The sequence below is a fragment of the Bacillus sp. JZ34 genome (assembly GCF_053903205.1).
Map to the genome: position 1 here is coordinate 2,949,049 of NZ_CP096403.1, position 19,023 is coordinate 2,968,071.

29 protein-coding genes are annotated in these 19,023 nt (G+C 47.0%); 6 read left to right on the forward strand and 23 right to left on the reverse strand.

All coding sequences use genetic code 11. The features are described from left to right. Positions 1 to 2: 2 nt before the first annotated feature. The 22 genes from M1D90_RS14870 to M1D90_RS14975 form a co-directional block, all read right to left on the reverse strand. Positions 3 to 140, reverse strand: coding sequence for a hypothetical protein (locus tag M1D90_RS14870; RefSeq protein WP_095290311.1), 138 nt, complete (start codon positions 138 to 140; stop codon positions 3 to 5). A 41-nt stretch (positions 141 to 181) separates the two neighbouring features. Next, positions 182 to 631, reverse strand: coding sequence for a phage tail assembly chaperone (locus tag M1D90_RS14875; RefSeq protein ID WP_095290086.1), 450 nt, complete (start codon positions 629 to 631; stop codon positions 182 to 184). Between the two features lie 163 nt (positions 632 to 794). Continuing rightward, a complete protein-coding gene (locus M1D90_RS14880; RefSeq protein WP_003180830.1) occupies positions 795 to 1,238 on the reverse strand; it encodes a phage tail tube protein in 444 nt (147 codons plus the stop codon). 1 nt (position 1,239) lies between these two features. Beyond that, complete coding sequence (locus M1D90_RS14885) at positions 1,240 to 2,586, reverse strand: phage tail sheath family protein (RefSeq protein ID WP_224066944.1); 1,347 nt, start codon at positions 2,584 to 2,586, stop codon at positions 1,240 to 1,242. After that, positions 2,586 to 2,810 carry a hypothetical protein gene (locus M1D90_RS14890; RefSeq protein ID WP_020451022.1) on the reverse strand — a complete coding sequence of 75 codons (225 nt, stop codon included), beginning with the start codon at positions 2,808 to 2,810 and terminating at the stop codon, positions 2,586 to 2,588. Before M1D90_RS14890 ends, M1D90_RS14885 begins: the two co-directional genes overlap by 1 nt. Continuing rightward, the gene (locus tag M1D90_RS14895) at positions 2,811 to 3,251 is read right to left on the reverse strand and encodes a hypothetical protein (protein ID WP_020451021.1); all 441 of its coding nucleotides are present in this window, start codon (positions 3,249 to 3,251) and stop codon (positions 2,811 to 2,813) included. It abuts the gene before it with no gap. 12 nt (positions 3,252 to 3,263) lie between these two features. Continuing rightward, complete coding sequence (locus M1D90_RS14900; RefSeq protein WP_026579861.1) at positions 3,264 to 3,752, reverse strand: HK97 gp10 family phage protein; 489 nt, start codon at positions 3,750 to 3,752, stop codon at positions 3,264 to 3,266. Next, positions 3,749 to 4,105, reverse strand: a complete 357-nt coding sequence (locus tag M1D90_RS14905) for a YqbH/XkdH family protein (RefSeq protein ID WP_149169400.1) — start codon at positions 4,103 to 4,105, stop codon at positions 3,749 to 3,751. The genes M1D90_RS14900 and M1D90_RS14905 overlap by 4 nt, the downstream gene beginning before the upstream one ends. Then, positions 4,102 to 4,476 carry a protein YqbG gene (gene yqbG, locus M1D90_RS14910; RefSeq protein WP_456283506.1) on the reverse strand — a complete coding sequence of 125 codons (375 nt, stop codon included), beginning with the start codon at positions 4,474 to 4,476 and terminating at the stop codon, positions 4,102 to 4,104. The genes M1D90_RS14905 and yqbG overlap by 4 nt, the downstream gene beginning before the upstream one ends. Before the next feature lie 116 nt (positions 4,477 to 4,592). Continuing rightward, positions 4,593 to 5,528, reverse strand: a complete 936-nt coding sequence (locus M1D90_RS14915) for a phage major capsid family protein (protein ID WP_020451017.1) — start codon at positions 5,526 to 5,528, stop codon at positions 4,593 to 4,595. A gap of 17 nt (positions 5,529 to 5,545) precedes the next feature. Next, positions 5,546 to 6,394, reverse strand: a complete 849-nt coding sequence (locus M1D90_RS14920) for an XkdF-like putative serine protease domain-containing protein (protein WP_145624468.1) — start codon at positions 6,392 to 6,394, stop codon at positions 5,546 to 5,548. 7 nt (positions 6,395 to 6,401) lie between these two features. Further along, positions 6,402 to 7,916 (reverse strand): phage portal protein, encoded by a 1,515-nt coding sequence (locus M1D90_RS14925; protein WP_197407246.1) that lies wholly within the window; start codon positions 7,914 to 7,916, stop codon positions 6,402 to 6,404. Between the two features lie 3 nt (positions 7,917 to 7,919). Next, positions 7,920 to 9,218 carry a PBSX family phage terminase large subunit gene (locus M1D90_RS14930; protein WP_456282857.1) on the reverse strand — a complete coding sequence of 433 codons (1,299 nt, stop codon included), beginning with the start codon at positions 9,216 to 9,218 and terminating at the stop codon, positions 7,920 to 7,922. Continuing rightward, positions 9,215 to 10,015, reverse strand: a complete 801-nt coding sequence (locus M1D90_RS14935) for a terminase small subunit (protein ID WP_026579866.1) — start codon at positions 10,013 to 10,015, stop codon at positions 9,215 to 9,217. The genes M1D90_RS14930 and M1D90_RS14935 overlap by 4 nt, the downstream gene beginning before the upstream one ends. Before the next feature lie 144 nt (positions 10,016 to 10,159). Continuing rightward, on the reverse strand, positions 10,160 to 10,663 hold the full coding sequence (locus M1D90_RS14940) for a sigma-70 family RNA polymerase sigma factor (protein WP_020451012.1): 504 nt from the start codon (positions 10,661 to 10,663) through the stop codon (positions 10,160 to 10,162). 117 nt (positions 10,664 to 10,780) lie between these two features. Continuing rightward, complete coding sequence (locus tag M1D90_RS14945; RefSeq protein WP_020451011.1) at positions 10,781 to 10,984, reverse strand: XtrA/YqaO family protein; 204 nt, start codon at positions 10,982 to 10,984, stop codon at positions 10,781 to 10,783. After that, on the reverse strand, positions 10,981 to 11,322 hold the full coding sequence (locus tag M1D90_RS14950; RefSeq protein WP_026579867.1) for a hypothetical protein: 342 nt from the start codon (positions 11,320 to 11,322) through the stop codon (positions 10,981 to 10,983). The genes M1D90_RS14945 and M1D90_RS14950 overlap by 4 nt, the downstream gene beginning before the upstream one ends. Before the next feature lie 99 nt (positions 11,323 to 11,421). Beyond that, the gene (locus tag M1D90_RS14955) at positions 11,422 to 11,592 is read right to left on the reverse strand and encodes a hypothetical protein (RefSeq protein ID WP_165395376.1); all 171 of its coding nucleotides are present in this window, start codon (positions 11,590 to 11,592) and stop codon (positions 11,422 to 11,424) included. Next, entirely contained in the window at positions 11,592 to 12,392 is an 801-nt protein-coding gene (locus M1D90_RS14960; protein ID WP_456282858.1) for an ATP-binding protein, read from the reverse strand. The genes M1D90_RS14955 and M1D90_RS14960 overlap by 1 nt, the downstream gene beginning before the upstream one ends. Beyond that, positions 12,292 to 13,116: a helix-turn-helix domain-containing protein gene (locus M1D90_RS14965; RefSeq protein WP_026579869.1), complete on the reverse strand. Its 825-nt coding sequence runs from the start codon at positions 13,114 to 13,116 to the stop codon at positions 12,292 to 12,294. Before M1D90_RS14965 ends, M1D90_RS14960 begins: the two co-directional genes overlap by 101 nt. Next, the gene (locus tag M1D90_RS14970; RefSeq protein WP_035399943.1) at positions 13,117 to 13,413 is read right to left on the reverse strand and encodes a hypothetical protein; all 297 of its coding nucleotides are present in this window, start codon (positions 13,411 to 13,413) and stop codon (positions 13,117 to 13,119) included. It abuts the gene before it with no gap. Next, positions 13,403 to 13,663: a helix-turn-helix transcriptional regulator gene (locus M1D90_RS14975; protein WP_026579871.1), complete on the reverse strand. Its 261-nt coding sequence runs from the start codon at positions 13,661 to 13,663 to the stop codon at positions 13,403 to 13,405. The genes M1D90_RS14970 and M1D90_RS14975 overlap by 11 nt, the downstream gene beginning before the upstream one ends. A gap of 172 nt (positions 13,664 to 13,835) precedes the next feature. On the opposite strand from M1D90_RS14975, the gene xre reads away from it, so the two are divergent. Together xre and M1D90_RS14985 are read left to right on the forward strand one after the other, a co-directional pair. Then, positions 13,836 to 14,189: an HTH-type transcriptional regulator Xre gene (gene xre / locus M1D90_RS14980; protein WP_020451005.1), complete on the forward strand. Its 354-nt coding sequence runs from the start codon at positions 13,836 to 13,838 to the stop codon at positions 14,187 to 14,189. A 188-nt stretch (positions 14,190 to 14,377) separates the two neighbouring features. Beyond that, entirely contained in the window at positions 14,378 to 15,034 is a 657-nt protein-coding gene (locus M1D90_RS14985) for an ImmA/IrrE family metallo-endopeptidase (RefSeq protein ID WP_128822743.1), read from the forward strand. A 12-nt stretch (positions 15,035 to 15,046) separates the two neighbouring features. Here M1D90_RS14985 and M1D90_RS14990 read toward each other — a convergent pair whose 3' ends face one another. After that, on the reverse strand, positions 15,047 to 15,694 hold the full coding sequence (locus M1D90_RS14990; RefSeq protein WP_020451003.1) for a poly-gamma-glutamate hydrolase family protein: 648 nt from the start codon (positions 15,692 to 15,694) through the stop codon (positions 15,047 to 15,049). Positions 15,695 to 16,164: 470 nt separating this feature from the next. On the opposite strand from M1D90_RS14990, the gene M1D90_RS14995 reads away from it, so the two are divergent. The 4 genes from M1D90_RS14995 to M1D90_RS15010 all read left to right on the forward strand — a co-directional run bounded on the left by M1D90_RS14995 (position 16,165) and on the right by M1D90_RS15010 (position 18,973). Next, a complete protein-coding gene (locus tag M1D90_RS14995) occupies positions 16,165 to 16,578 on the forward strand; it encodes a regulatory YrvL family protein (protein ID WP_128822748.1) in 414 nt (137 codons plus the stop codon). Between the two features lie 28 nt (positions 16,579 to 16,606). Continuing rightward, a complete protein-coding gene (locus M1D90_RS15000) occupies positions 16,607 to 16,843 on the forward strand; it encodes a hypothetical protein (protein WP_020451001.1) in 237 nt (78 codons plus the stop codon). 110 nt (positions 16,844 to 16,953) lie between these two features. Then, entirely contained in the window at positions 16,954 to 17,532 is a 579-nt protein-coding gene (locus M1D90_RS15005) for a TetR/AcrR family transcriptional regulator (RefSeq protein WP_145624458.1), read from the forward strand. 16 nt (positions 17,533 to 17,548) lie between these two features. Continuing rightward, positions 17,549 to 18,973 carry a DHA2 family efflux MFS transporter permease subunit gene (locus tag M1D90_RS15010; RefSeq protein WP_456282859.1) on the forward strand — a complete coding sequence of 475 codons (1,425 nt, stop codon included), beginning with the start codon at positions 17,549 to 17,551 and terminating at the stop codon, positions 18,971 to 18,973. Positions 18,974 to 19,023: the final 50 nt, after the last annotated feature.

Below are 19,023 nucleotides of genomic sequence, written 5' to 3' on the forward strand. Positions count from 1 at the left end.
GATTATGTACCTCCTTTCCTCGCTTCTTTTTCCAAGATTTGAAGTTTGTAGCTGATGAGTCCGTATAAAAATGCTTTAAACGGTTTTGGGGCTTCGTACAGCTCCCGGAGCTGGGATGGAGAATAGTGAAGTTCGTGCATCGCAAAATAGAGATACACCGCTTCTTTATTCCCATCCTGGATTAGTTTTTTGCTTCTTCTTCCAGATCTTCAAGGTCGTCTTCAAAGCCGTTGATTTCAATCGCTTTGTTGAGCCAGTTCGCATATTCCCCTCCGACTGACAGAACGCGTTTGGCTACTTCGACCGGATCGGCCGTTTGATAGGCGTCCCTTAATTCCTTTGAACGGAAATCAGGATAGATCGTCGATTCAATGGCGATTCGGGCGTAAAAGCGCTGGGTGTCGAGATCCTTGACGCGGCCCCTGCCTTTGATGTTTTTATAAGTCGTATTTTCTTTTTCAAGCTCGTCAATGCGCTCGGTTGTAATCGGCTTAAACACAAACGGAATGACATTGCCCTTTTTATCGACGAACCGCTTTGAGATCGGCACTTTGATTTCCTCGGCTTCAACGGTTTGTCCCGGCATAAAAAAGGATAAATCATATACTTTTTCTTCTTGTTTTTCGCTCATGTCTGCTTGCTCCTTTAACATTCAATTTTTAAATTGGCAATGAAAAAGCACCCTCGCTTGGCGAGAGTGCTTGGTGTTAAATGTCCTGACTACTGAATCGGCTTCCTTCTTTAAGACCAGCCTTTGCGATCTAAGTTTGAAAAGCGGGATACGGGGCTCTTTTTTAAAACGTATCTTTCAGTTTTTCAGGAACGTCAAAATCTTCAAATGTGAACGGCACTTCTTCTTCCAGCGCTTCTGAATCGACGTCAAGGCCGGCGATTTTGGCTGAGTCAAAATTCACGTCATACAGTGTGACACGTTCCGTTCCGCGGCCTGATGACTGGTCGTCAAGGACGGCCTGGAGCGTGAAATACGGATCATCGCCTTTTTTTACATAGTTCATCATTAATGTGACAAATTGAGACGTGACTTTATAAAATGTCGCCGTCCCCGTGCCGTTTGCACCTGTTGTCTTGTGGCCCGTCATGCGGCGGCCCATAATATTGACTTCGGCTTTATTCTTTTCGACGTTTGCCTCAAATGTTTTGATATGAGCCATCTCTTGTCCGTCGAGAAAAAGACGGCCTTCTTTTCCGGAAATCGTGTTTTGCGCTTTTAATGCCATATTATTTTACCTCCACATTAAAGTAGAATTTTTCTGCTGCATCAACCGGCTGAACGGCCAAATCGATTAAAAACCCGTCGCGGTCTTCATTCAGTGTGATGGCAATATCGCTTTCAGAATCAAAACCGGTAATGCCGCCGGCTTCCTGAAGCGCCGTCATATACTGAATGATCAGCGTTTTGACGTACTGCAAACCATCGTCGGACGCAGGAATGTCGCTGCCGCTTGCTTTTCGCGCTTTGATTAAAGCCTTTAATTCGCGGGTCAAATCATTGTTAACTCCGTCAAGGACGCGGATGATTTTATTTTTCGAGAATTTTTTGTTTTTGTCGGCAGTGAAACTCGTTAAAGAGTTGATGTCTTTTTCGACACTGACCGATTGATCGCGTGCATCAAACGTAAATAAAAACTCGCCTTTTTTCAGACGTTCGATGACCTGATCTTCATCCAGACGGTTCAGAACATCAACAGCTCCTTCGTATTCGACAAATGTCAGCGACTGGTTAAAAGTCGCGCCTGCGCTTGCTCCCGCGACCCATGCTGTCGCTTTTTCAGGCGTGATTTCTGTGCCGTCTTCCAGCACAACGCCTCCCGTTACATTAATGATGCCTTCATCGTCTCCGGCATAATCGGCGACTACGCCTTGGACTTTCTGACCCTGCTTGTCGCGAAGGCGTTTGATGAAAGCGGCAAAAGTGGCTTTCAGCTGTTCATTGTCTGCAACCGGAAGTGCGATCGTATTGAAGTATTCCGTTTCGGCAGCATCTAAAAACGCGGTGTAATCGGCAACACTTGCCGTTCCGTTCTCACCGCCTGAAAGCTTTGTGCCCGCTGTCAGCTCAAGCGCGCCTTCCCCTTGAAACGTGACGTACGCATTTACGGTAAGCTCTTCTGCCGTTTTGACGGTTTGCCGGTCAGCCTCATCTGTTCCGACAAAGGTTGTAACATCAAACTTTTTAGAATCGAGCACATTTTCGGAAATGCGGATTGAAATGTCGTTCCCTTTCTCGCCCCCGTATTTTGCCGTTACACTCAGCGTTTCGCCGATTTGGGCTTTCGCCGGCGCTCCTGTGTTCAGACGGTACAGCAAAACGGTCTGTGCGTTTTTCTTCGCTTCGCGGAAAAGCAGAAGAGACGGATCATCGATGTTCAATCCCACTTTTTTATTTAAATCTTCAATGCTGGAAATCGATACGAATGATTTCGGCTCCCCCCAGCTCATGACGACAGGAAGGGCAACTGTGCCGCGGTCCCCGACGGAAATCCGCTCCTCTGCTGTCGTTTTAAAATTAAAATAAATGCCGGCACGATCTTTTTCTTTGCCTGGTGTAAATGTTCCGCCGTTCATTAATTCATGACCTCCTTGGCTAAAAATGTTTGAATAAGCTGACTTGCCTCAAGCTTTGAAATCTGCTCTTCTTTCACATGAAAAAGAGCACCGTCGAGAACTTCCGGTTTAATGCCGAAAAGCTCTTTCGCGTGCTCCCTCAGATCCTCGATGTAGAACAGCGCTTCTCGTTCCTCAAGAGGCGCCTTTTTTGCTTCGGTCTTTGTTTTTTTGCTGACTGTCAATTATTTCACCCCGTTTGTAAAATCGATTGTTTCCAGAGAAAGTTCGTTTTCCCGTTTGTACCAGTAGCGGCTGTTCCATTGAATAATAATGGACGCGGTGCCGGAATCCCCTATCCTCGTCTCGATCCGGCTGATCCTCAAGCTGTCTCCCGTGTCTTTACCCGACCGGTCAATGAGCGGGATGATGTGTCGCGCTTCCCTTACGGCGTCTGCAATGCGCTCGGCATGATCGTGGGCCTGCTGTGAATCATGGTGAAACAGTTTCACATTCAGGGTGAAGACTTTTTTAAATGTTGAAACTGTATCATTTTCATCAAAAACAGAAGGGGGAGGAAAATATAGCGACGGTATTTGAAAATGGTCGGGTATTTCCTTTTCATAACAGACGACAGGAAAGACTTGATAAAAGAAATTCATAACAGATCCCGTTTCGTCGTTCAAAGCTTCACCTCCTTAAAGGGAATTCAGCCATGTTTGCAGCTCTTCATTCAGGCGTTTTTCAAATAAACGCTCAAATATGTAAAGCGCATGCTCCCAATAGCCTGTTCCCTTTACCCATTGCCGTTTTAAAACCATGCCGGACGAAGAAACGGGATCGTATTGAAATCGGCCGCTGTGCCATTGTCCCGGAATCCACCTGACTTCCTCTTTTCCGCCTGTCCAATGGCCGTCATTTACGAATGAGGCGTACTCTAACTCCGTCCCGACTTCAAGCGTGAGTCCGCCTTTTTCGATTTCCCATATGTTCCCTTCAGCCCCTCGCTTGAAAGAGCGCATAAGGCTGCCGGTATCAATCGATCCGGCGCGTACGATTTCGTCGCGGACCAGATCTAAAAAATCGGTTCCCGTCTGTTCAAGCCACTTGGCAGCTTCAGTTCGAAAGCCGCTCTGCCCCGCTTTTTCCAACGTCCGCGATAGCTGTTTCAATCCTTTGATTTTCATAGTTTTTCATCCCTGACCGCTAAGACTTCCAGGTGATGGCCTTTGATGTTGCGCGGCTGCTGGAGCGTGTAGCTGACACCGTTCCAGACCGCAAGATCGTGAAGGCGCACATCTGCATCCGCCGGAAAATGGGCCAAATATGAATGATAAATGACCTGTTCGGGATCTTGCTGGACGATCGACTGATTTTTTTCCGTAAAATAGCAGGGAACGTTTTGAAGATCGGGGGTTTCCCCGTATGTGCGAATCGGCTGCAGGTTTGGCACGGGAATGCCGTACCTTGCTTCCTCTGCATGATCTTCCTTTAAATGATAGATATCGCAACGGTCGCTTAATAGACTTTTGTAGCTCATAGCGGTCGTACCTTGAATCGGACAGATTGATAATCAAGAATAAATTCTTCGAGCAGTTTATAGACGTCGGGCTTCGCCAGGCCACCGCTTCTTGAGAGCGTATAGGAGTAGTCACCCAATTTCTCAGATTTGTAGCCTTTCAAAAGCGATTCATCACCGTTTTTCAATGCAAAGTACTGTGCCAGCTGCAGCAAAGCGAGCCTTGCCTTTTCCGGCAGCGGATCATATTTTTCATCTGTAAAACGATGCCCCGTGATCTGCTCGGCTTCCGCTTCGGCTTCAAGGATATCCTGCCACAGCAATTCCTGCGGCCGGTTTTTCACGGCTTCAATAACGGAATATTGGATGATATCGTCGGGCGTGATCAGCATGTTCATCACATCCTTCCAGAGCTTTTAGCTGTTTGTCCGGGGCGCTTTCGCTTGTGCTCGGACTCGTTTCCCGCCGATTGGCGATGCTTTCAGTGAAAACGTTCGGACTCAGGCATTTACTCTTTTACATTGACGATTTTTGCAACCGCGTCTTCTTCTTCGAATTTGCTGTCCAGTTTTGCCGTCAGGACAATGATAAATTTGCGCGCGCGAATGTCTTTATCGACTTCAATTCTGATATTGCGCGAGAAACCGAGAATAATATTTTTCGGATGCGTCAAAATAATGTCTGATGCTTCGGCGGCTGCATCTCCTTCTCCGTACGCATACGGCTGAATATTTGAGACCCCTTTAACAGGCACGCCAAAAGCGGTTGAAAGCCCGCCCTGTACAGCCGCATCCCCGAGAGTGGTTTGACGGTCTGCGACGCGGTCTTTCCATTCGATCTCCTGACCGAGCGATGTGTAGAATCTGAATTCCTGCGGAACGCGCATATATTTTGCCGGAACAGCTTTCAGTCCCTGTTTGAAAAGCTGTCGGCTGATTTGCTCCCCGCCTGCATCGACGATGTGAGAGACGGACTGCTTCCGGATTCCGTCAAGTTGAGCAAGGTATGGATCTGAAGACGCAACATCACCGTTGACGATCAGTTCTTCAATATCCACAGCGGCCCGTTCCGCCAGCATTTGCATCAGCGTCTGTTGAAGGCCGTCTTTTTCAATGTTATTTTCGAGCGTGTCATAAGTAATGTTGACTTCGGCAATGACTTCTTTCGCATTCAGTTCAACTGTGCTGGTCACCGGTGCGGTTAATTGGTCCTTCGCCAATGCTTTACCTTCATCAGCCGCTCTTAAAATCCGCTGGCCAAAACCGATTTTTTCAAATTTTTGCGAGTCGTTTTCCATTTGAATCACACGTGATTCGCTGAAAATTGTCGGCGTGTTTTGCACCATGCGAATAAATGCAGAAGCCTGCGCCGGATTCATTAATCCTCCGCTTTTCAACGTCGCAAGCGACATCTCGGCTTTACGAATAATCTCTTGATTTCTCATGTTCTTCCTCCTCCAAATTAAAGCAATCCGCTCCAAATCGATTTTTTAACTTCTTCTTCTCCTTCTTTTTCAGCCGCTGCCTGCTTTGAGGCACCTCTCATCTTTTCGAGTGCTTCGATGCGCGCAATCAGAGGGGCGAGCATGTCCTCGACGATTTCCTTCACATGTGCATCCTGGTCTGTCTGCTGCTCTTTTTCTTCCGCCGCTTTATCCCCTTCCAAATCGTCAAGACGTTTGAGAAGCGGAACCAAGACGGCTTCAATCGTTCCTTGAACTTCTGATCGTTTCATCTTTTTTTCTTCCTCTCCCGTTTTTTGTTTGTCGCCGGCAAAAAACTGCTTAAACAGCTGAAAGAAACTGCCGGTCTCATCGGTTTTAGAGCCGGCGCGGGGCGGGTGTTCGACCGTTTCGGCAGTGCCCGCCATGCTGTAGCCGGTGATGCTTCCTTTTTTAATCTGTTCCCAGATCTCATCGCCGGCTTTTGTCACCAGCACCCAAGAGCCTTTCACAATCGTTTCGCCGTTCACTTCAAAATCAGCCGGCGCAACATAGGACTCCACGACTTCTCCGACGCCTCCCTGGAAATTGTGATCCTTGTCGATCTTCCGGGCATTTTTCAGAAAACCGTGGGCGGCTTTTTGGATTTCGTCAGCCGACATAAAATCGCCGTGGGCATCCTGAATGTCCGGCTCGTAGACCACGCCGTAGACGAGCTTCTTTTCATCCTCGGCTTTCGCAATCAGCTTGACTTCCTTTTCAAATGTCGGCGGTTCACTCGATTTCGTCATAAAGAATTTCTTTTTGTTCGCCGCTTTGTCGACATAACTGACGAAATTGATCTTGGCATTTTTAAGCTCTCTCGGCACGAAGTGTTCACCTCCTTTCAGTGATCTGTTTCAATGTCTCGACGACTTCCTGCAGTTCGGGCAGCAGCGCTCCGGCTTCCGCTTCAGCACGCTTTGCGCTTTGCTGGTAACCGAGCGGCCTGCTGAATTCTTCCTCCGGCCATTCATCAAGCGTCTTGCCGAGCACTCTGCCGGCCAGGTCACGCAAATCATTTGCAGATACCGCTCCCGCTTGAATAAAAGGACCGAGCACTTTTGCAATCTCAAGTGGATCGCGAAAGTCCGGTCCTTTCAATTGGAGCCTCGCATGGAAAATGTTTAAATCACGGAGAAACAGCGTATTCAGCTTGCCGATCAATATTTTCCGCTCCGGTTCAAAAACCTGTTCTTCGGTGATTTTGCGGGCGGTATCTGCTGTCGCCCTGTTATATTCATGGGCATCACCGGTGTAGAGCGGCGGGAGCCTGAAGGAAGAGCGGATTTTATTCCGCGTTTTCTCGTCATATTCAAGAAACAGCGCATCTTCCTGCAAAATTTCAGCGAGTGATTTGATGTCCACTTTCACCGGCGTAATGTCCTGGCTGCCGTGAATGTCTTTTTCCTGTGCGATCCCCTCCGCTTCGATGAGCAAAAATTTGTGGGCATTTTCAACGCCTTCCAAGTCGTTCATATATTCCTGCAGCTCTCTGTACGAAGCCTCTGAGAGCATGCCGTTTTCAACCGTAATAACGGCGGGTACGTGCCGACCTTGTCTGAAGTACATATAATTCAGCTCTTCCGCTTTCCGCGCTCCGTACAGGTTGACAATATTTCCGATCCAGCGCGGAACGCCGTAGACGCCGCTGCCGATTTTAAAATGGATCGCTTCATTCGCACTTCGTTCAGGCGGAGTCTGTCTGTCAAACGCTCCGGTGGTCATATCCATGACGCGCGGATCGCCATACTCTTTAAAGTACACCTTTCTGCCGTCAATCATCTGAACGTATTTGCGGAACCTTTTTTCCCTTTTGATGTTTTTTAGCGATCCGTTTTCCATGTAGGCAAATTCCACTTCGATCGGTTCTGTCAATCCGCATACGCGCATATTTTTGACATCGAGATATTCAATTCCGGCCGGCTGCCCCGTGCCGTTTCTGAGCACCTCCAAAAACCCGTTCCCCGTTTTTTCGCGGTCCTCTATCATATGGCTTAAAATCGTTTCAGCCGATTCATCGAAATGAAGATGGCGGCAAAAATCTTCAAGCCTTGTCCAATCGGTCTCAGCAGCCTTTTTCTTATCGGGCGTCACATCCGCACCATTAAAATCAAAAGCGTACTCGACATCAAGCCCGAACCCTGCAATATTCGTTTTATAGGCGTCAATGCATTGCTGGAGAATTGAAGAATATTCGGCAATGGCTTTCAGTTCTTTCAAATTGTACGGCGGTGCGATAATCTCATCTCCGTAGATCTCCGAAAATTGATCTTCATATATTTGTTTTGTTACAGGCTCGTGAAAACGGGATTTCATGACTTTTGCTCTTACCGTTTGCTGAGTTGACATACACTATCTCCCCCTTTTCCTGTTCGGCCGTTTTCTCGCTTCCTGCTCAGCCTTCAAATCGGTGACTTCATAATCATCAAGCGCGTACCATAGCGCGGAAAGTGTGTGCGGATCAATTGTAAACTGATCCTCCTTCAGATTGCCGTCTTTATCTGTCGCATAGGTCAGCGGCTGCAATTCGTAGATCGTATTGGCACATCGGTCAGAACACAATATTTTTTTAAACCGCTTGATTTTTTTCGTATATTGCAGGCGCGAGCCTTGGAACTTGCGGGCTGCTGTCATGTTGAAACCGTTCTGCCTGAAAAACTGGATGCTTTTCGGTTCGGCCGGATCGGCTTTGATCAGCTCCTTCGTAACCGCGAATTCGTTAAGCTCCTCGGCCGTCTTGTCATCTGTCATTTTATTTTTGTAGTACTCCCAATAAATATAGAGATATTTTTTGTCGGGATCGACGGCCGCCCGGACGACGGCATTGTATGATGCCTCAAATCCGAAATCCATTCCGGTTCTCTTCAGCGGCTTGGAAATGGCGGAGATCCGCCTCATGACCTCCTCATGCTCCATCACTTCAAATTGCGGCAAAACCCTAATGCCGTTTACCCCGAACCTCCCTTTTCTGGAAATCCGGTACAGGTCAGGGTCATATGCTTTCATATCATCAAGCTGTTTGAGGTAGCTTTTCGGCAAAAACAGGTTGTCATCAGCTGTGGAATGGTGGTAAAACGTATCACCGACGACAGCGACCCGCTTTTCATACAAAACCTCATCATCCAAAATAAACCGCTTGTTCCGCTCATCCTTGAAAAAGTGTCTGTACGTCCAGTTTGACTGGCTGACTGGGTTTGTCGTCAATATCATATACAGCCTGTGATCAGGATGCCTCAGCCGGCCGATCAGTTCCTTGAAGCCTTCATACTTCACTTCCGAACATTCTTCGATCCAAATCAGCGAGATGTTGTTGACGGATTTCAATTTCGCCGGGTTGTCCATCCCTTTAAAAATAATCCGGCTGCCGTTTGCAAACCTGATGTGCATCGGAGAAGAAACGGCCTCTGCCGCCGTTTGAACACCCAGCTCATCGATAATGGTTGCGAATAAAGAAAAAGTCGAATCCCTGTGTGTTTCAAACACTTCCCTTACAACGAGAGCGGTGCGCTTTTCCTGCAGCAGCTTTAATACGACTTTTAAAGCGGTATGATAGCTTTTTGACGAACCGTATCCGCCGACAAGAAATTGAAACGTCTGATCCCAGTTAAACAAATAATCTTCAAAATGCGGATTGACTTCTTTTATAATCAAGCCGAATCACCTTTTCTGGTGATGACCACTTCAACGGGTCCTGATTCCGCATCTTTGTCGGCTTTTTGTTTGGCGAGCTTCAGCTTCTCATTTTCAATTTTCCGCTTAAATGAATCAGGGAAAAGATCGAAATACTGCGAGAGCTTCTCGAGCGCCTTCATTTTATCGGCCAGCTTGATTGCGATTCCTTCTTTCCCGAGTTTCGCTTCTGTGATGACTGTACCATCGACGAGGTCGGAATGTTTCACATCGACAAAGCTGATCTCTTTCATAACCGGATTGTTTTCTTCATCAAACAGCGGTCCGGACTTTCCGACAGCCTGTACCTCTTTTTTGCCGAAAGTCACATAATCGGTCATATCGGCAAATGCGATTTTCACATAGACTTGGAGAACATCCATCGCCTCAACGAATATCTCCCCTACCATCTCTTTTTTGATCCGCCTGATCTCATCGGCCACCTTTTCGTTTTTCAGAAGCCGGCAGCCTGTCACATGAGCGCTGGCAGGGGAGTAGCCTGCTTTTATCGCTGCTTGGGTGGCATTGAAGCTTTTCACATAATAGATGCAAAACAGCCGCTGCCGTTCATTCAGCCCTTCATTGCGGATGTCTGCTTTTCCTCTGCTCGTATCCTCCCCGTTTACAGCCTCTTTCCAGCGGTCACGGGTTTTCCAAACGCTGACTTTTTGATTTGAAACACCGAGTTCTCTTGCGATTGCGAGATTCGTAATGTTTCCCCCGTATTGTTGATAGAGACGAAAAGCTTCATCCCTTTTTGGATCCCTTTTCCTTGGCATTGTTCATCTTCACCGCCTCTCATTCCCGGAAACAGTAATATTTCATCGCTATATGAATCTTCCATTTAAGAACAGTATGTTTTATTATATTTTTTCTCTTTTCACTTATAGGTGGCAAACGTATGACAAAAGACAGATATATCGTTATGCCATACAATCGAGGGGCTTTTCGATTTGTTTCGCGATTTTCAGCTGTGCCCGTTTCACATTGGTTTGAACAGTAGACTTTTTGATGCCGAGCATGGCGGCAATCCGCTCATAGGAAAACTGTTCGACCTTATGTAAAATGAAGATTTCTTTTTCGCGTGCCGTAAGGGCAGACAGCGCGGTTTCAATCCGGGCTTTATCGTACGCTGACACTTCTTGAGCCGGTTCAAATGCAATCTGTTCTGAGAACGTGTCGATGATCAGCGGATCTTTCAGTAGCATCCGTTTATAAGCGTCTCGCCTGTCAATCGCCCTTCTGATTCCCGGCTCCCTTCCGTTTTCAAGCCAGTCGATCACATATTCCAAATCGGTCATCATGTTTCTGATCAGTTTTTTATCTTTCAATTGTTCAGCAGTCAGCCCTTGTTCATCCTGATAGGCCCGATACAGTTTTTTCGTGTTTTTCAGCGCTCTTTTATATTCGAAAAGCAAATCTTCCATTTTTTGTACCTCCGTTTTTTTGAAATAAAAAAGGACACCAATCAGCCGCACAGTAAGATGTGCATCTGATCAGCGTCCGCAGGCTTTCCGTCTTGGACAAATATTCAAGTTGTAGAGCTATAGCTTATAGCCGATTTCAAATTCGACCCTTGCGAGGTCTCCCTTTCTCGTTTCAATGACGGTTTTGCCGTGTTCAGGCGCCTCGGCCTGCCAAGCTGTGCCGTTCATTCCATCAAGAACGATCACTGTCACCTTTCCTTTTTTAAGGCGGCTTGCAACCGTCGTATCGTGGATATCTTGTATCTTTGCCGGATGGTTCATCTATTTTCCTCCTCTTCAAATTCCGCGTTTGCGACGACTTTTTCTAAAATATTTATCAATTGATTCTCAACTGAATTAGAGCGAGCGGGCCGTTTTCGCTTCAAATAGGCAAGCGTGAGCTTCGCTGCGGTCAAAAGTTCGGGAGCCGCGGCGATTAAGCGGGCATTTTTTTCCTTGGAATATGCGCTGTAGTCGGCGACTTTGGCAATCACCCGCCCGCTGGAATAAGGAAACCGTTTCTTTTCGGCTTTACTGTAAGCTGAATAAATGTACAGGTCGCTATTTGTTCTGACGACGCGCCATGGTGACGGGCTGTACGTCGCACTTTCGTTCTTCACGTTTGTCTTCCTCACTTTCCGTCTTCTTCGTGCCATCGTTTCATTTGTGCATCTCTTTTTGCCGCTGTCCAGATGATGAGAATCATCGCTTTTAAACATTTAAGCACCTTGTTTCACCCTTGTTTTCATTTTTGCAATCAGTGCTTCCAGATGTTTGATCACATCCGTCAAATCGCCGCTTTCAGCGCGGCAGTTTGGACAAGCGCGGAAAATCGTTCCGATCCTTGCGTCCTGGTGGACTGATTTTCTCCCGTTACATAGCGGGCACATCAAACCATCCCCCCCAGTCTATGATTGATGCCGAAAGAGCTCCCGTTCAGGACGACGAGAAAGTCCTGGCACATTTCAACCAGCCTCGTTCCGAGCGCTTCGTCTATGCTGACAATTTCTTCAACGCTTAGCTCGCTGGACAGCATGATCGGCTTATGGTTCAAATACCTGTAATTGACGACAGCATATGTCTGTTCGATCTGCCATTCCGTCGCCCGCGGCCTGCCTCCCACCGGTTTAAACAGGTCATCGAGAAACAGCACCTCGACTCGCTTCATCCGGTTCAGCTTATCCTCAAGCAATGAGAAATCCTGTTTTAAATCGTTGAATCCTTCGACAAAAGGAAAATAAAGGACGGGTACGAAATGCTTCCTCATCAGCTCATTGGCGGCGGCCGTCAGCAAATGCGTCTTCCCTGAACCGGGTCGTCCCAAGAACGCGATGCTGTTTTTGCGGCTTTCCCGGATGTCCCGGTAAGCTTGTACATATTCAACGGCGCATTCATACGCCTCTTTTACAGATTGGTGTTTTCCTTTCGTCTTGAACTGAGCAAAATTTAAGTTTTTAAATTGTTCGGTGATTTCGCTCGATTTCAACAGCTTTTGCGCTTTCCGCCATTCGCGGCAGGCGCATGATACCCATACTTCCATCGTTCCGCGCCGTTCGATAAATCCGAGTTCATCTTTGCATTTCGGACAGTCATACTGTTTTGCGGCGGATTCTTCCGGTTTGTCCCCCTGTGATAGACAGCTCCTGTTTCTCAGTTCGTCCATGATCTCTTCGATTGTTCTTTTGGACATTGTTCTCCCTCCTGACAGTTATTTTCTCTTCCGCTTCAGCCAGCCGGCCGATTATATATTTTTCACAGTAGCTGAAGACCTTGATCGTTTCATTGCGGCTTCGGCGCCGCGCCTCATACTCTTCAAAGCATTGTTCAAGCCATTTGATTGTTTGCGGAAGAGACACTCCGCGGGCGACAATCCGGGCGATGGCCTGGTAGTCTTTTGACGAGGGATGGACAGGCTTTCCTTCCTGCAAAGACCTAAGGGCGGCAAATCGGTCTGCTATTGTTTTTATGGAAGTCATATTATGTTTTGTGTTGATTTGTGTGATATCTTTATTGGATTGGACAAGGATGTCCGCACGGCCAGTCTCTTCTGTCCGAACAGAACTGCCTGACCGGACATGGCTGGCATAGGCAAATTTCTTTGAATGTCTGACTGACAAAATCATTCCGTAAGGCGCTCTTGTGACTGCAATGTAGCCGTTTCGTTCGAGAAGAGCGAGCCATCTTCTAACCGTTTTTTCGTTGACGCCGAATTGAAGAGCCAATTCTGCGGCTTTCAGCGGTTTGTTGCCGAGCACGATGCCCCATGTCATCCCATCGCGTTCGATTTCCTTAGTTGTTGAACTGATGCACCATAAAAACAGCCAAATGGCATTGCCTATTTTCTCGTAGTGCACAGGTGTTAAAATCCCTGAGTAAACGGAAAAGGGATAGCTTTGATCGAGCGGACGGGACATTCATCTTCCCCCTTCCTTGTGCCTTCTGCGGTTCAGTCTGAGATACCGTTCGTATTGGCCTTTACGATCGAATTGGAATACAGGCTTTCCGTCTTTCGTAAAAGCGATGAATCCCCCGGCTTCGCCGAGCCGCCATTGATCAAAACGGTCTGAGCTGTAGGAAATCACAATTTTACCCATGCTGCCTCCTTGTGGATATCCGGCGGGTCCGCCATGTCTTCGCATTTGCTCTCTGTCGGCTTCCTTTGGATAGCCGTGCGTTCGAATGTGTGTGACCATCGGATGTTCAAGATTCATGACATCGCCTTCTTTCATACAGAGTTCCGTTGATACAATATGTATCCAAACAGACCTGAAAAAGATCGGGAAACAGCAATCGATCAGGCACTGAGTAAAGCGTTTCGAATTTCAGCATCGTTTCTCTGCCGGGATTGCGTGTTCCCCTTTCGATTTTGCGAACATAAACCTCGGAGAGTCCAAGCCTTTCCGACACTTGCTTTTGGGTCCATCCCCTCTTACAACGCTCTTCGATCAACCGTTTTCGCACATGTTCTCACTCCCTGTTTTTGATACAATACGTATCTGATGATTTGATTATATATGATACACTTCTTATCATCAATACTTTTTTGATACTTTTTTTATCATATGTTTATTTCGATACATTTTGTATCTATAATAGAGATAAACATGCCGAATAGAGGAAGAGAGGTCATTCTATGTTAGGCGGCAGACTGAAGAGCCTGAGAGGAAAACGGACACAGGAAGAAGTTGCAAAGCAGATCGGTGTATCGCGGGCCCGCTACTCCCATTACGAAAACGGAAGAAGCGAGCCGGACTATGAAACATTAAAAAAACTCGCCGATTACTATAAAGTGACGATTGACTATCTGTTGACAGGAACGGAAAAGAAAAAAACGATTGAAGACGAAATCGCAGATCCGGATCTGCAAATTGCATACCGAGACATGCAGGAATTTTCCCCCGAAAGCAGACAGCAGGCCATCGAGTTCATTCAATACTTAAAAGAAAAAGAGAAAAAACGAAAGCCCGGAGATAAACAAAACGGATAAAAAAGGAATTTCTATTAAACGTTACCTGGTGAGCGCCGATTTAATAGTTAAGACGATAAAAAAGGGAAAGATTTGCTAAAGAGGCTGCTCATCGTATATGATAGATCTGCATGAAAACATGACAGCCCCTTTGACGGGCTTTTCTTTCCCGCTAAAAACAGAACATTTGTTCGAAAGGGTGTCTCGTATTGAAGTTTTACTTATCTCACCTAGAAGAATACGTCAAAAATATGTTTCAAAAGTTTGGTTTTTTTGAACCCCACCACATTGATATGAATCGCATAGCCGCTCATTTTAACATTTGGATTCACTATGAAAATGTCAACAGCATGATGATTAAGCATGACGGCATGTACAGCATCATTCTCAACAGCAGCCTTTCAAAGGAAAAGCAGTGGGAGGATTTTGCCCATGAGTTATGCCACGTATTAAAGCACGCGGGAAACCAGCTTTATATGAATCAGATGTTCAGGGAGCTGCAGGAATTCCAGGCCAATCAATTTATGTACCATTTTTGCGTCCCTACTTTTATGCTTTTAAAAATGGATTTTCCCCAGCTGCGATGCCAAGCCGCTAAAATGATCGCCGACCTCTTTAAAGTCACGGAATCGTTCGCTGTCAAACGGATCGAGCTCTTTGAAAAACGGCAAGCCGGGATCCAGTTTCATGAGGCATGGATGGCGAGCCTTTCCCAAGAGAGCGAATCAGCGAATGCTGCTCGCCTTAAAGAAGAAGACGAACTTGCACGCTACCGCCGGGAAACCCGCCGCCCGTACACAACGGCAAACGGCGTCGGCAAAATGGTCGCGGCAGAAAGCCGGCCGGCGTATATGCTGAGAAAATAAAAAACAGCCGGCTCAGCTCCCGGCTGCACTCGGCCCATATGCGATGCGGGCTCCTGCCTTCAAAGCTTTGACATAGCGGGAAAACACCTCATTTTGAGACGTTCGCCTGCCCTTTAATGTGAATTGCTCAAACATCGCCTTCCGCTGGGCAGTGCTGATTTCAAATTGCACGCTTAACCCTGTTTGGCAGCGATTGTTGATGCTTGCAGGGTTTGTACCTGAAAGATATCCCCTTTCAGCCGCCAGCTCCGCAGAAAATCCGTGCTTCTCCAATGTCTCCGCAAACAACAAGGCGCGCCTTCGATCTGTCCCCCCGATGAGCGTATGCCGGCGGAAAGGCTCGTCATATCCGTGGAACGCCAGTATGTATCGATGTCCTGCAGCCATTCGCACGGCAAGCGGGCAGTCAAAATGGGCGCTTGTCACATGAAGACTCTTATTGCCGCGCCTTTTCAATCCTTCCAATAAATAAACCGAAGAACCCGCTGCAAAAGCCCTGACAATTTCACTGATGCCCGGTTCGATCCCGCCCCCGTGGGGAGCCATCACAAGCAGTGCGCTCCCTGCATCCCGCGCAGCCACCGAATAATCGGTTCCTTCTATTTCATTTTCTGCCATCTCTGTAAAGCTGCCGTATTGGTCAGTTAAAGCCTGCTTCATCTCTTGATTTTTTGCACCTGCCTGTCCTGTTTTTATGTAGTGTACCGGGAGTCGCAGCGGTTGTAAATATGTTCCCTCTAGGAAAATAAAAATCTCTTTATGAGATTTAAAAGATTAAAGCAATTGAACCAAAATCGAAAATCACCTAAGGCACGAAAATAATTCTTCTAGTAAATACGTCGGTTTTAGAACAAGCAAATACGAAATATGCTTAACAAAGTGAGGTTGCCGGCTGGCAGCCTTTTTTATTTGTGATCCTATCCTCTTGATTGCAGCCCTTATGAAAACGCTCCAAATATGATATATGGCGATTAATTAGGTCTCGAAAAACACCTTAGGAATTTTTCAGAACGCTCTCTCCACTCCCCCCTTCCACACAAACTTTAACCCCAAAATCTCATTAATAACTCACAACCGGATATTTTTCTGATATCATGAATATACACTGCATGATTAGGAATGAATGTTTAATGATTAAAAAAACTCTCGGTACCATGTTCGCAGTGACTCTGATCTTTCTCTTGATCCTCACTGTGTTTACGCTCTTATTCGGGTCTTATTATTTCGGCGTTGCCGGCTTTTTCGCGATTTTCGGCGTGACATACGAATCGCCCTGGTCGCTCTTCTGGTATATCCTTTTATCCTTTGGCCTCGGCGCGCTGTTTGAAATCCCGGAAAAGATTTTGAGCTTTATGATCGGTCATAAAGCTCTGACCTTTATGATCGAATGTTTTTTTACGTGGCTTGCCATCCATCTCGCTGATGAATTGATGGACAGCATCACCATCCCGCTGGATGTGGAAATCATCGCCTGTCTGTTTTTATTCGTCATTCAGCTGGCATTTGAAGACAACAAAGAAAGAAACCGGACATACGAGGATTGAGAAACATTCGCGAAGGGAGAATAGAACTGTGACGTTTATCATTTTAATGGCCGGATTGTTTCTTTTTATTCAACTCAAAAAACCGTTCCGCAAGAAAATCTTCGGCTACGTTTTTTTGGCCGTTTATTTAACGGTGCTCGCACTCTATACCATCAATTCAACTTTTGTTCACCTCATATCTGACAGCCTTTTGTCGATCTTGGCAGTGATCGCTGTGGCGCCGCTGCTTGCCGGCTTTCTTAAGCCTTCAGCGGATTCCCGGTGAACCGAATATGGACAAATCGTCCTTTTTTTAAAACAGGCCTTCAAAAAAGGTCTTTTTTTTCGTTAAAATTATATAGACCGATCAGTATAAAATCATAAGGGAATGATAGGATGGCAGAAAAAATGAGCAGCCGCGACAAAATATTGCGGGCAGCTTCACGATTGTTCCGCAAACAAGGCTACCATGCCACAGGTCTGAGCCAAATCACAGCCGAAAGCGGAGCGCCGCGGGGATCGCTTTATTATTATTTTCCCGGCGGCAAAGAAGAACTGGCGCAAGAGGCGATTCAATTAACCGGGAAAAGAATCAAAGCGTATATATTGTCAGCGATCAGCCGAGAAGCTGATCCTGTCAAGGCGTTTCAATCTTATATCCAGATGATGGCTGACGGAATCGAGGAATACATCATGGAAGAAAACGATGATATTCCGATCGTATCCGTCGCCGCAGAAACGTGGTCGTTCAGCGAAAGGCTCCGCCAAACTTGTGAACAGGTTTATCAAGACTGGCAGCTTGTCTATCAGGATAAACTGCTCCAGTCAGGCTACGCGCCGGAAACGGCCGAGACGCTGAGCGTCGCGATACAGGCGATGATTGAGGGTGCGTATGTGCTCTCAGTGACGAAAAAAAACGGTCGGCCCCTCAGTGCAGCCGCCGAACAAATTCCTTTTTTACTAAAACGATCATAAAGGGTGGGAAATGCAAATGGAACATGCTAAAAAAGGCTCCTTCATGATTATCGCCATTTTAATCGTCGGAAATTTTCTCGCTCTGATTAATGAGACGGTCATGAATGTGGCTTTGCCGAAGATCATCGACGATTTCGGCATTTCAGCGAATACGGCCCAGTGGCTGTCAACCGGATATATGCTCATGATCGGCATCGCCGTGCCGATTACCGCGTTTTTAATGCAGCGCTTTACGACAAGGCAGTTGTTTCTGTCTGCGATGACATTATTTACGGCGGGAACCTTTCTGGCCGGAATCGCTCCGGTCTTCCCGCTCGTTCTCGCCGGACGGATCATCCAAGGCTCAGGTACAGGTTTGATACTGCCGCTTGTGATGAATGTGATATTGACTTTGATTCCGCCGCAAAAACGCGGAACGATGACCGGAATCCTAACGCTCGTTATTTTATTTGCCCCGGCGATCGGTCCGGTCATCTCAGGCTATATTGTCGAGCATTATTCATGGCGCGTTGTTTTCTTCATGATGCTGCCAGTATCGGTTTTCATGATTTTTTATGCGGCGTTCCGCCTGAAAAATGTAACCGAACTGACGTATCCGAAAATTGACATATTATCTATTCTTTTATCGACTGTCGGGTTTGGCGGAATCGTTTTCGGCTTCAGCAACGCCGGGGAAGCTGCAGGCTGGAGCAGTCCGAAAGTGATCATCGGACTGGCAGCCGGTGTCATCGGATTAATATTGTTCGTCATGCGCCAGCTCAAATTGAAAGTGCCGATGCTTGATATGAGGCCGTTTCAGTCAAAAATATTTTCCGTCTCGGTTATCCTGATGTGGATCGTGATGATGCTGCAGTTTTCGATGATGCTGATTTTGCCGCTTTACTTCCAGATGGCGCTTGAGCTGTCACCGCTTTATACAGGCATTCTTATGCTGCCGGGCGGCCTTGTCCTGGCGATGACATCTCTTGTTGCAGGACGCCTGTTTGATAAGCTTGGCTTTAAACCGCTGTTGATCACCGGGGTGATCATTGTGATTGCCGTCCTTTCGCTGTTTACGAATATTTCAAGCGATACGCCGATGGCGGCGGGAATGATGCTGTACGCCGGCTTCACACTCGGCGTCGGGTTAACGATGGCTCCGATCATGACGCTCGGTTTAAACCAGGTGCCCAAACCGCTGTACCCGCATGGCTCGGCGATTATGAATACGGTCAATCAAGTGTCAGGGGCCATCGGTCCGGCATTGTACACGACAATTCTGACGACCGTTTCGAATCGCTTTATCGCGCATTCTTCAGGAGCCAGCCGTCAGGAGCTGCACATGCAAGGTATGACAGAAGGCGTTCATATGGTTTATTTCGTAGCCATCGTCTTTGCAGCAGCTGCTCTTGTGATTTCGGTTTTTGTGAAAAGCAGTCGCGGGGAACATCATCCAGCATAAACATCGATCCATCAAAAAAATGCAGGAGGCATGAAGCGCCTCCTGCATTT

Bases quoted from the DNA above. Each gene is read 5' to 3' on its own strand.
- M1D90_RS14960 (WP_456282858.1), bottom strand. From the start codon at position 12,392: ATGTCCAAAAGAACAATCGAAGAGATCATGGACGAACTGAGAAACAGG.
- M1D90_RS14900 (WP_026579861.1), bottom strand. From the start codon at position 3,752: ATGAAAATCAAAGGATTGAAACAGCTATCGCGGACGTTGGAAAAAGCG.
- M1D90_RS15005 (WP_145624458.1), top strand. From the start codon at position 16,954: ATGGCAGAAAAAATGAGCAGCCGCGACAAAATATTGCGGGCAGCTTCA.
- M1D90_RS14875 (WP_095290086.1), bottom strand. From the start codon at position 631: ATGAGCGAAAAACAAGAAGAAAAAGTATATGATTTATCCTTTTTTATG.
- yqbG (WP_456283506.1), bottom strand. From the start codon at position 4,476: ATGCTGATCACGCCCGACGATATCATCCAATATTCCGTTATTGAAGCC.
- M1D90_RS14885 (WP_224066944.1), bottom strand. From the start codon at position 2,586: ATGAACGGCGGAACATTTACACCAGGCAAAGAAAAAGATCGTGCCGGC.
- M1D90_RS14905 (WP_149169400.1), bottom strand. From the start codon at position 4,105: ATGAGCTACAAAAGTCTATTAAGCGACCGTTGCGATATCTATCATTTA.
- M1D90_RS14925 (WP_197407246.1), bottom strand. From the start codon at position 7,916: ATGTCAACTCAGCAAACGGTAAGAGCAAAAGTCATGAAATCCCGTTTT.
- M1D90_RS14970 (WP_035399943.1), bottom strand. From the start codon at position 13,413: ATGAATCTTGAACATCCGATGGTCACACACATTCGAACGCACGGCTAT.
- M1D90_RS14965 (WP_026579869.1), bottom strand. From the start codon at position 13,116: ATGTCCCGTCCGCTCGATCAAAGCTATCCCTTTTCCGTTTACTCAGGG.
- M1D90_RS14990 (WP_020451003.1), bottom strand. From the start codon at position 15,694: ATGAAGCAGGCTTTAACTGACCAATACGGCAGCTTTACAGAGATGGCA.
- M1D90_RS15010 (WP_456282859.1), top strand. From the start codon at position 17,549: ATGGAACATGCTAAAAAAGGCTCCTTCATGATTATCGCCATTTTAATC.
- M1D90_RS14935 (WP_026579866.1), bottom strand. From the start codon at position 10,015: ATGCCAAGGAAAAGGGATCCAAAAAGGGATGAAGCTTTTCGTCTCTAT.
- M1D90_RS14945 (WP_020451011.1), bottom strand. From the start codon at position 10,984: ATGAACCATCCGGCAAAGATACAAGATATCCACGATACGACGGTTGCA.
- M1D90_RS14880 (WP_003180830.1), bottom strand. From the start codon at position 1,238: ATGGCATTAAAAGCGCAAAACACGATTTCCGGAAAAGAAGGCCGTCTT.
- M1D90_RS14870 (WP_095290311.1), bottom strand. From the start codon at position 140: ATGCACGAACTTCACTATTCTCCATCCCAGCTCCGGGAGCTGTACGAA.
- M1D90_RS14995 (WP_128822748.1), top strand. From the start codon at position 16,165: ATGATTAAAAAAACTCTCGGTACCATGTTCGCAGTGACTCTGATCTTT.
- xre (WP_020451005.1), top strand. From the start codon at position 13,836: ATGTTAGGCGGCAGACTGAAGAGCCTGAGAGGAAAACGGACACAGGAA.
- M1D90_RS14915 (WP_020451017.1), bottom strand. From the start codon at position 5,528: ATGAGAAATCAAGAGATTATTCGTAAAGCCGAGATGTCGCTTGCGACG.
- M1D90_RS14955 (WP_165395376.1), bottom strand. From the start codon at position 11,592: ATGTGCCCGCTATGTAACGGGAGAAAATCAGTCCACCAGGACGCAAGG.
- M1D90_RS14940 (WP_020451012.1), bottom strand. From the start codon at position 10,663: ATGGAAGATTTGCTTTTCGAATATAAAAGAGCGCTGAAAAACACGAAA.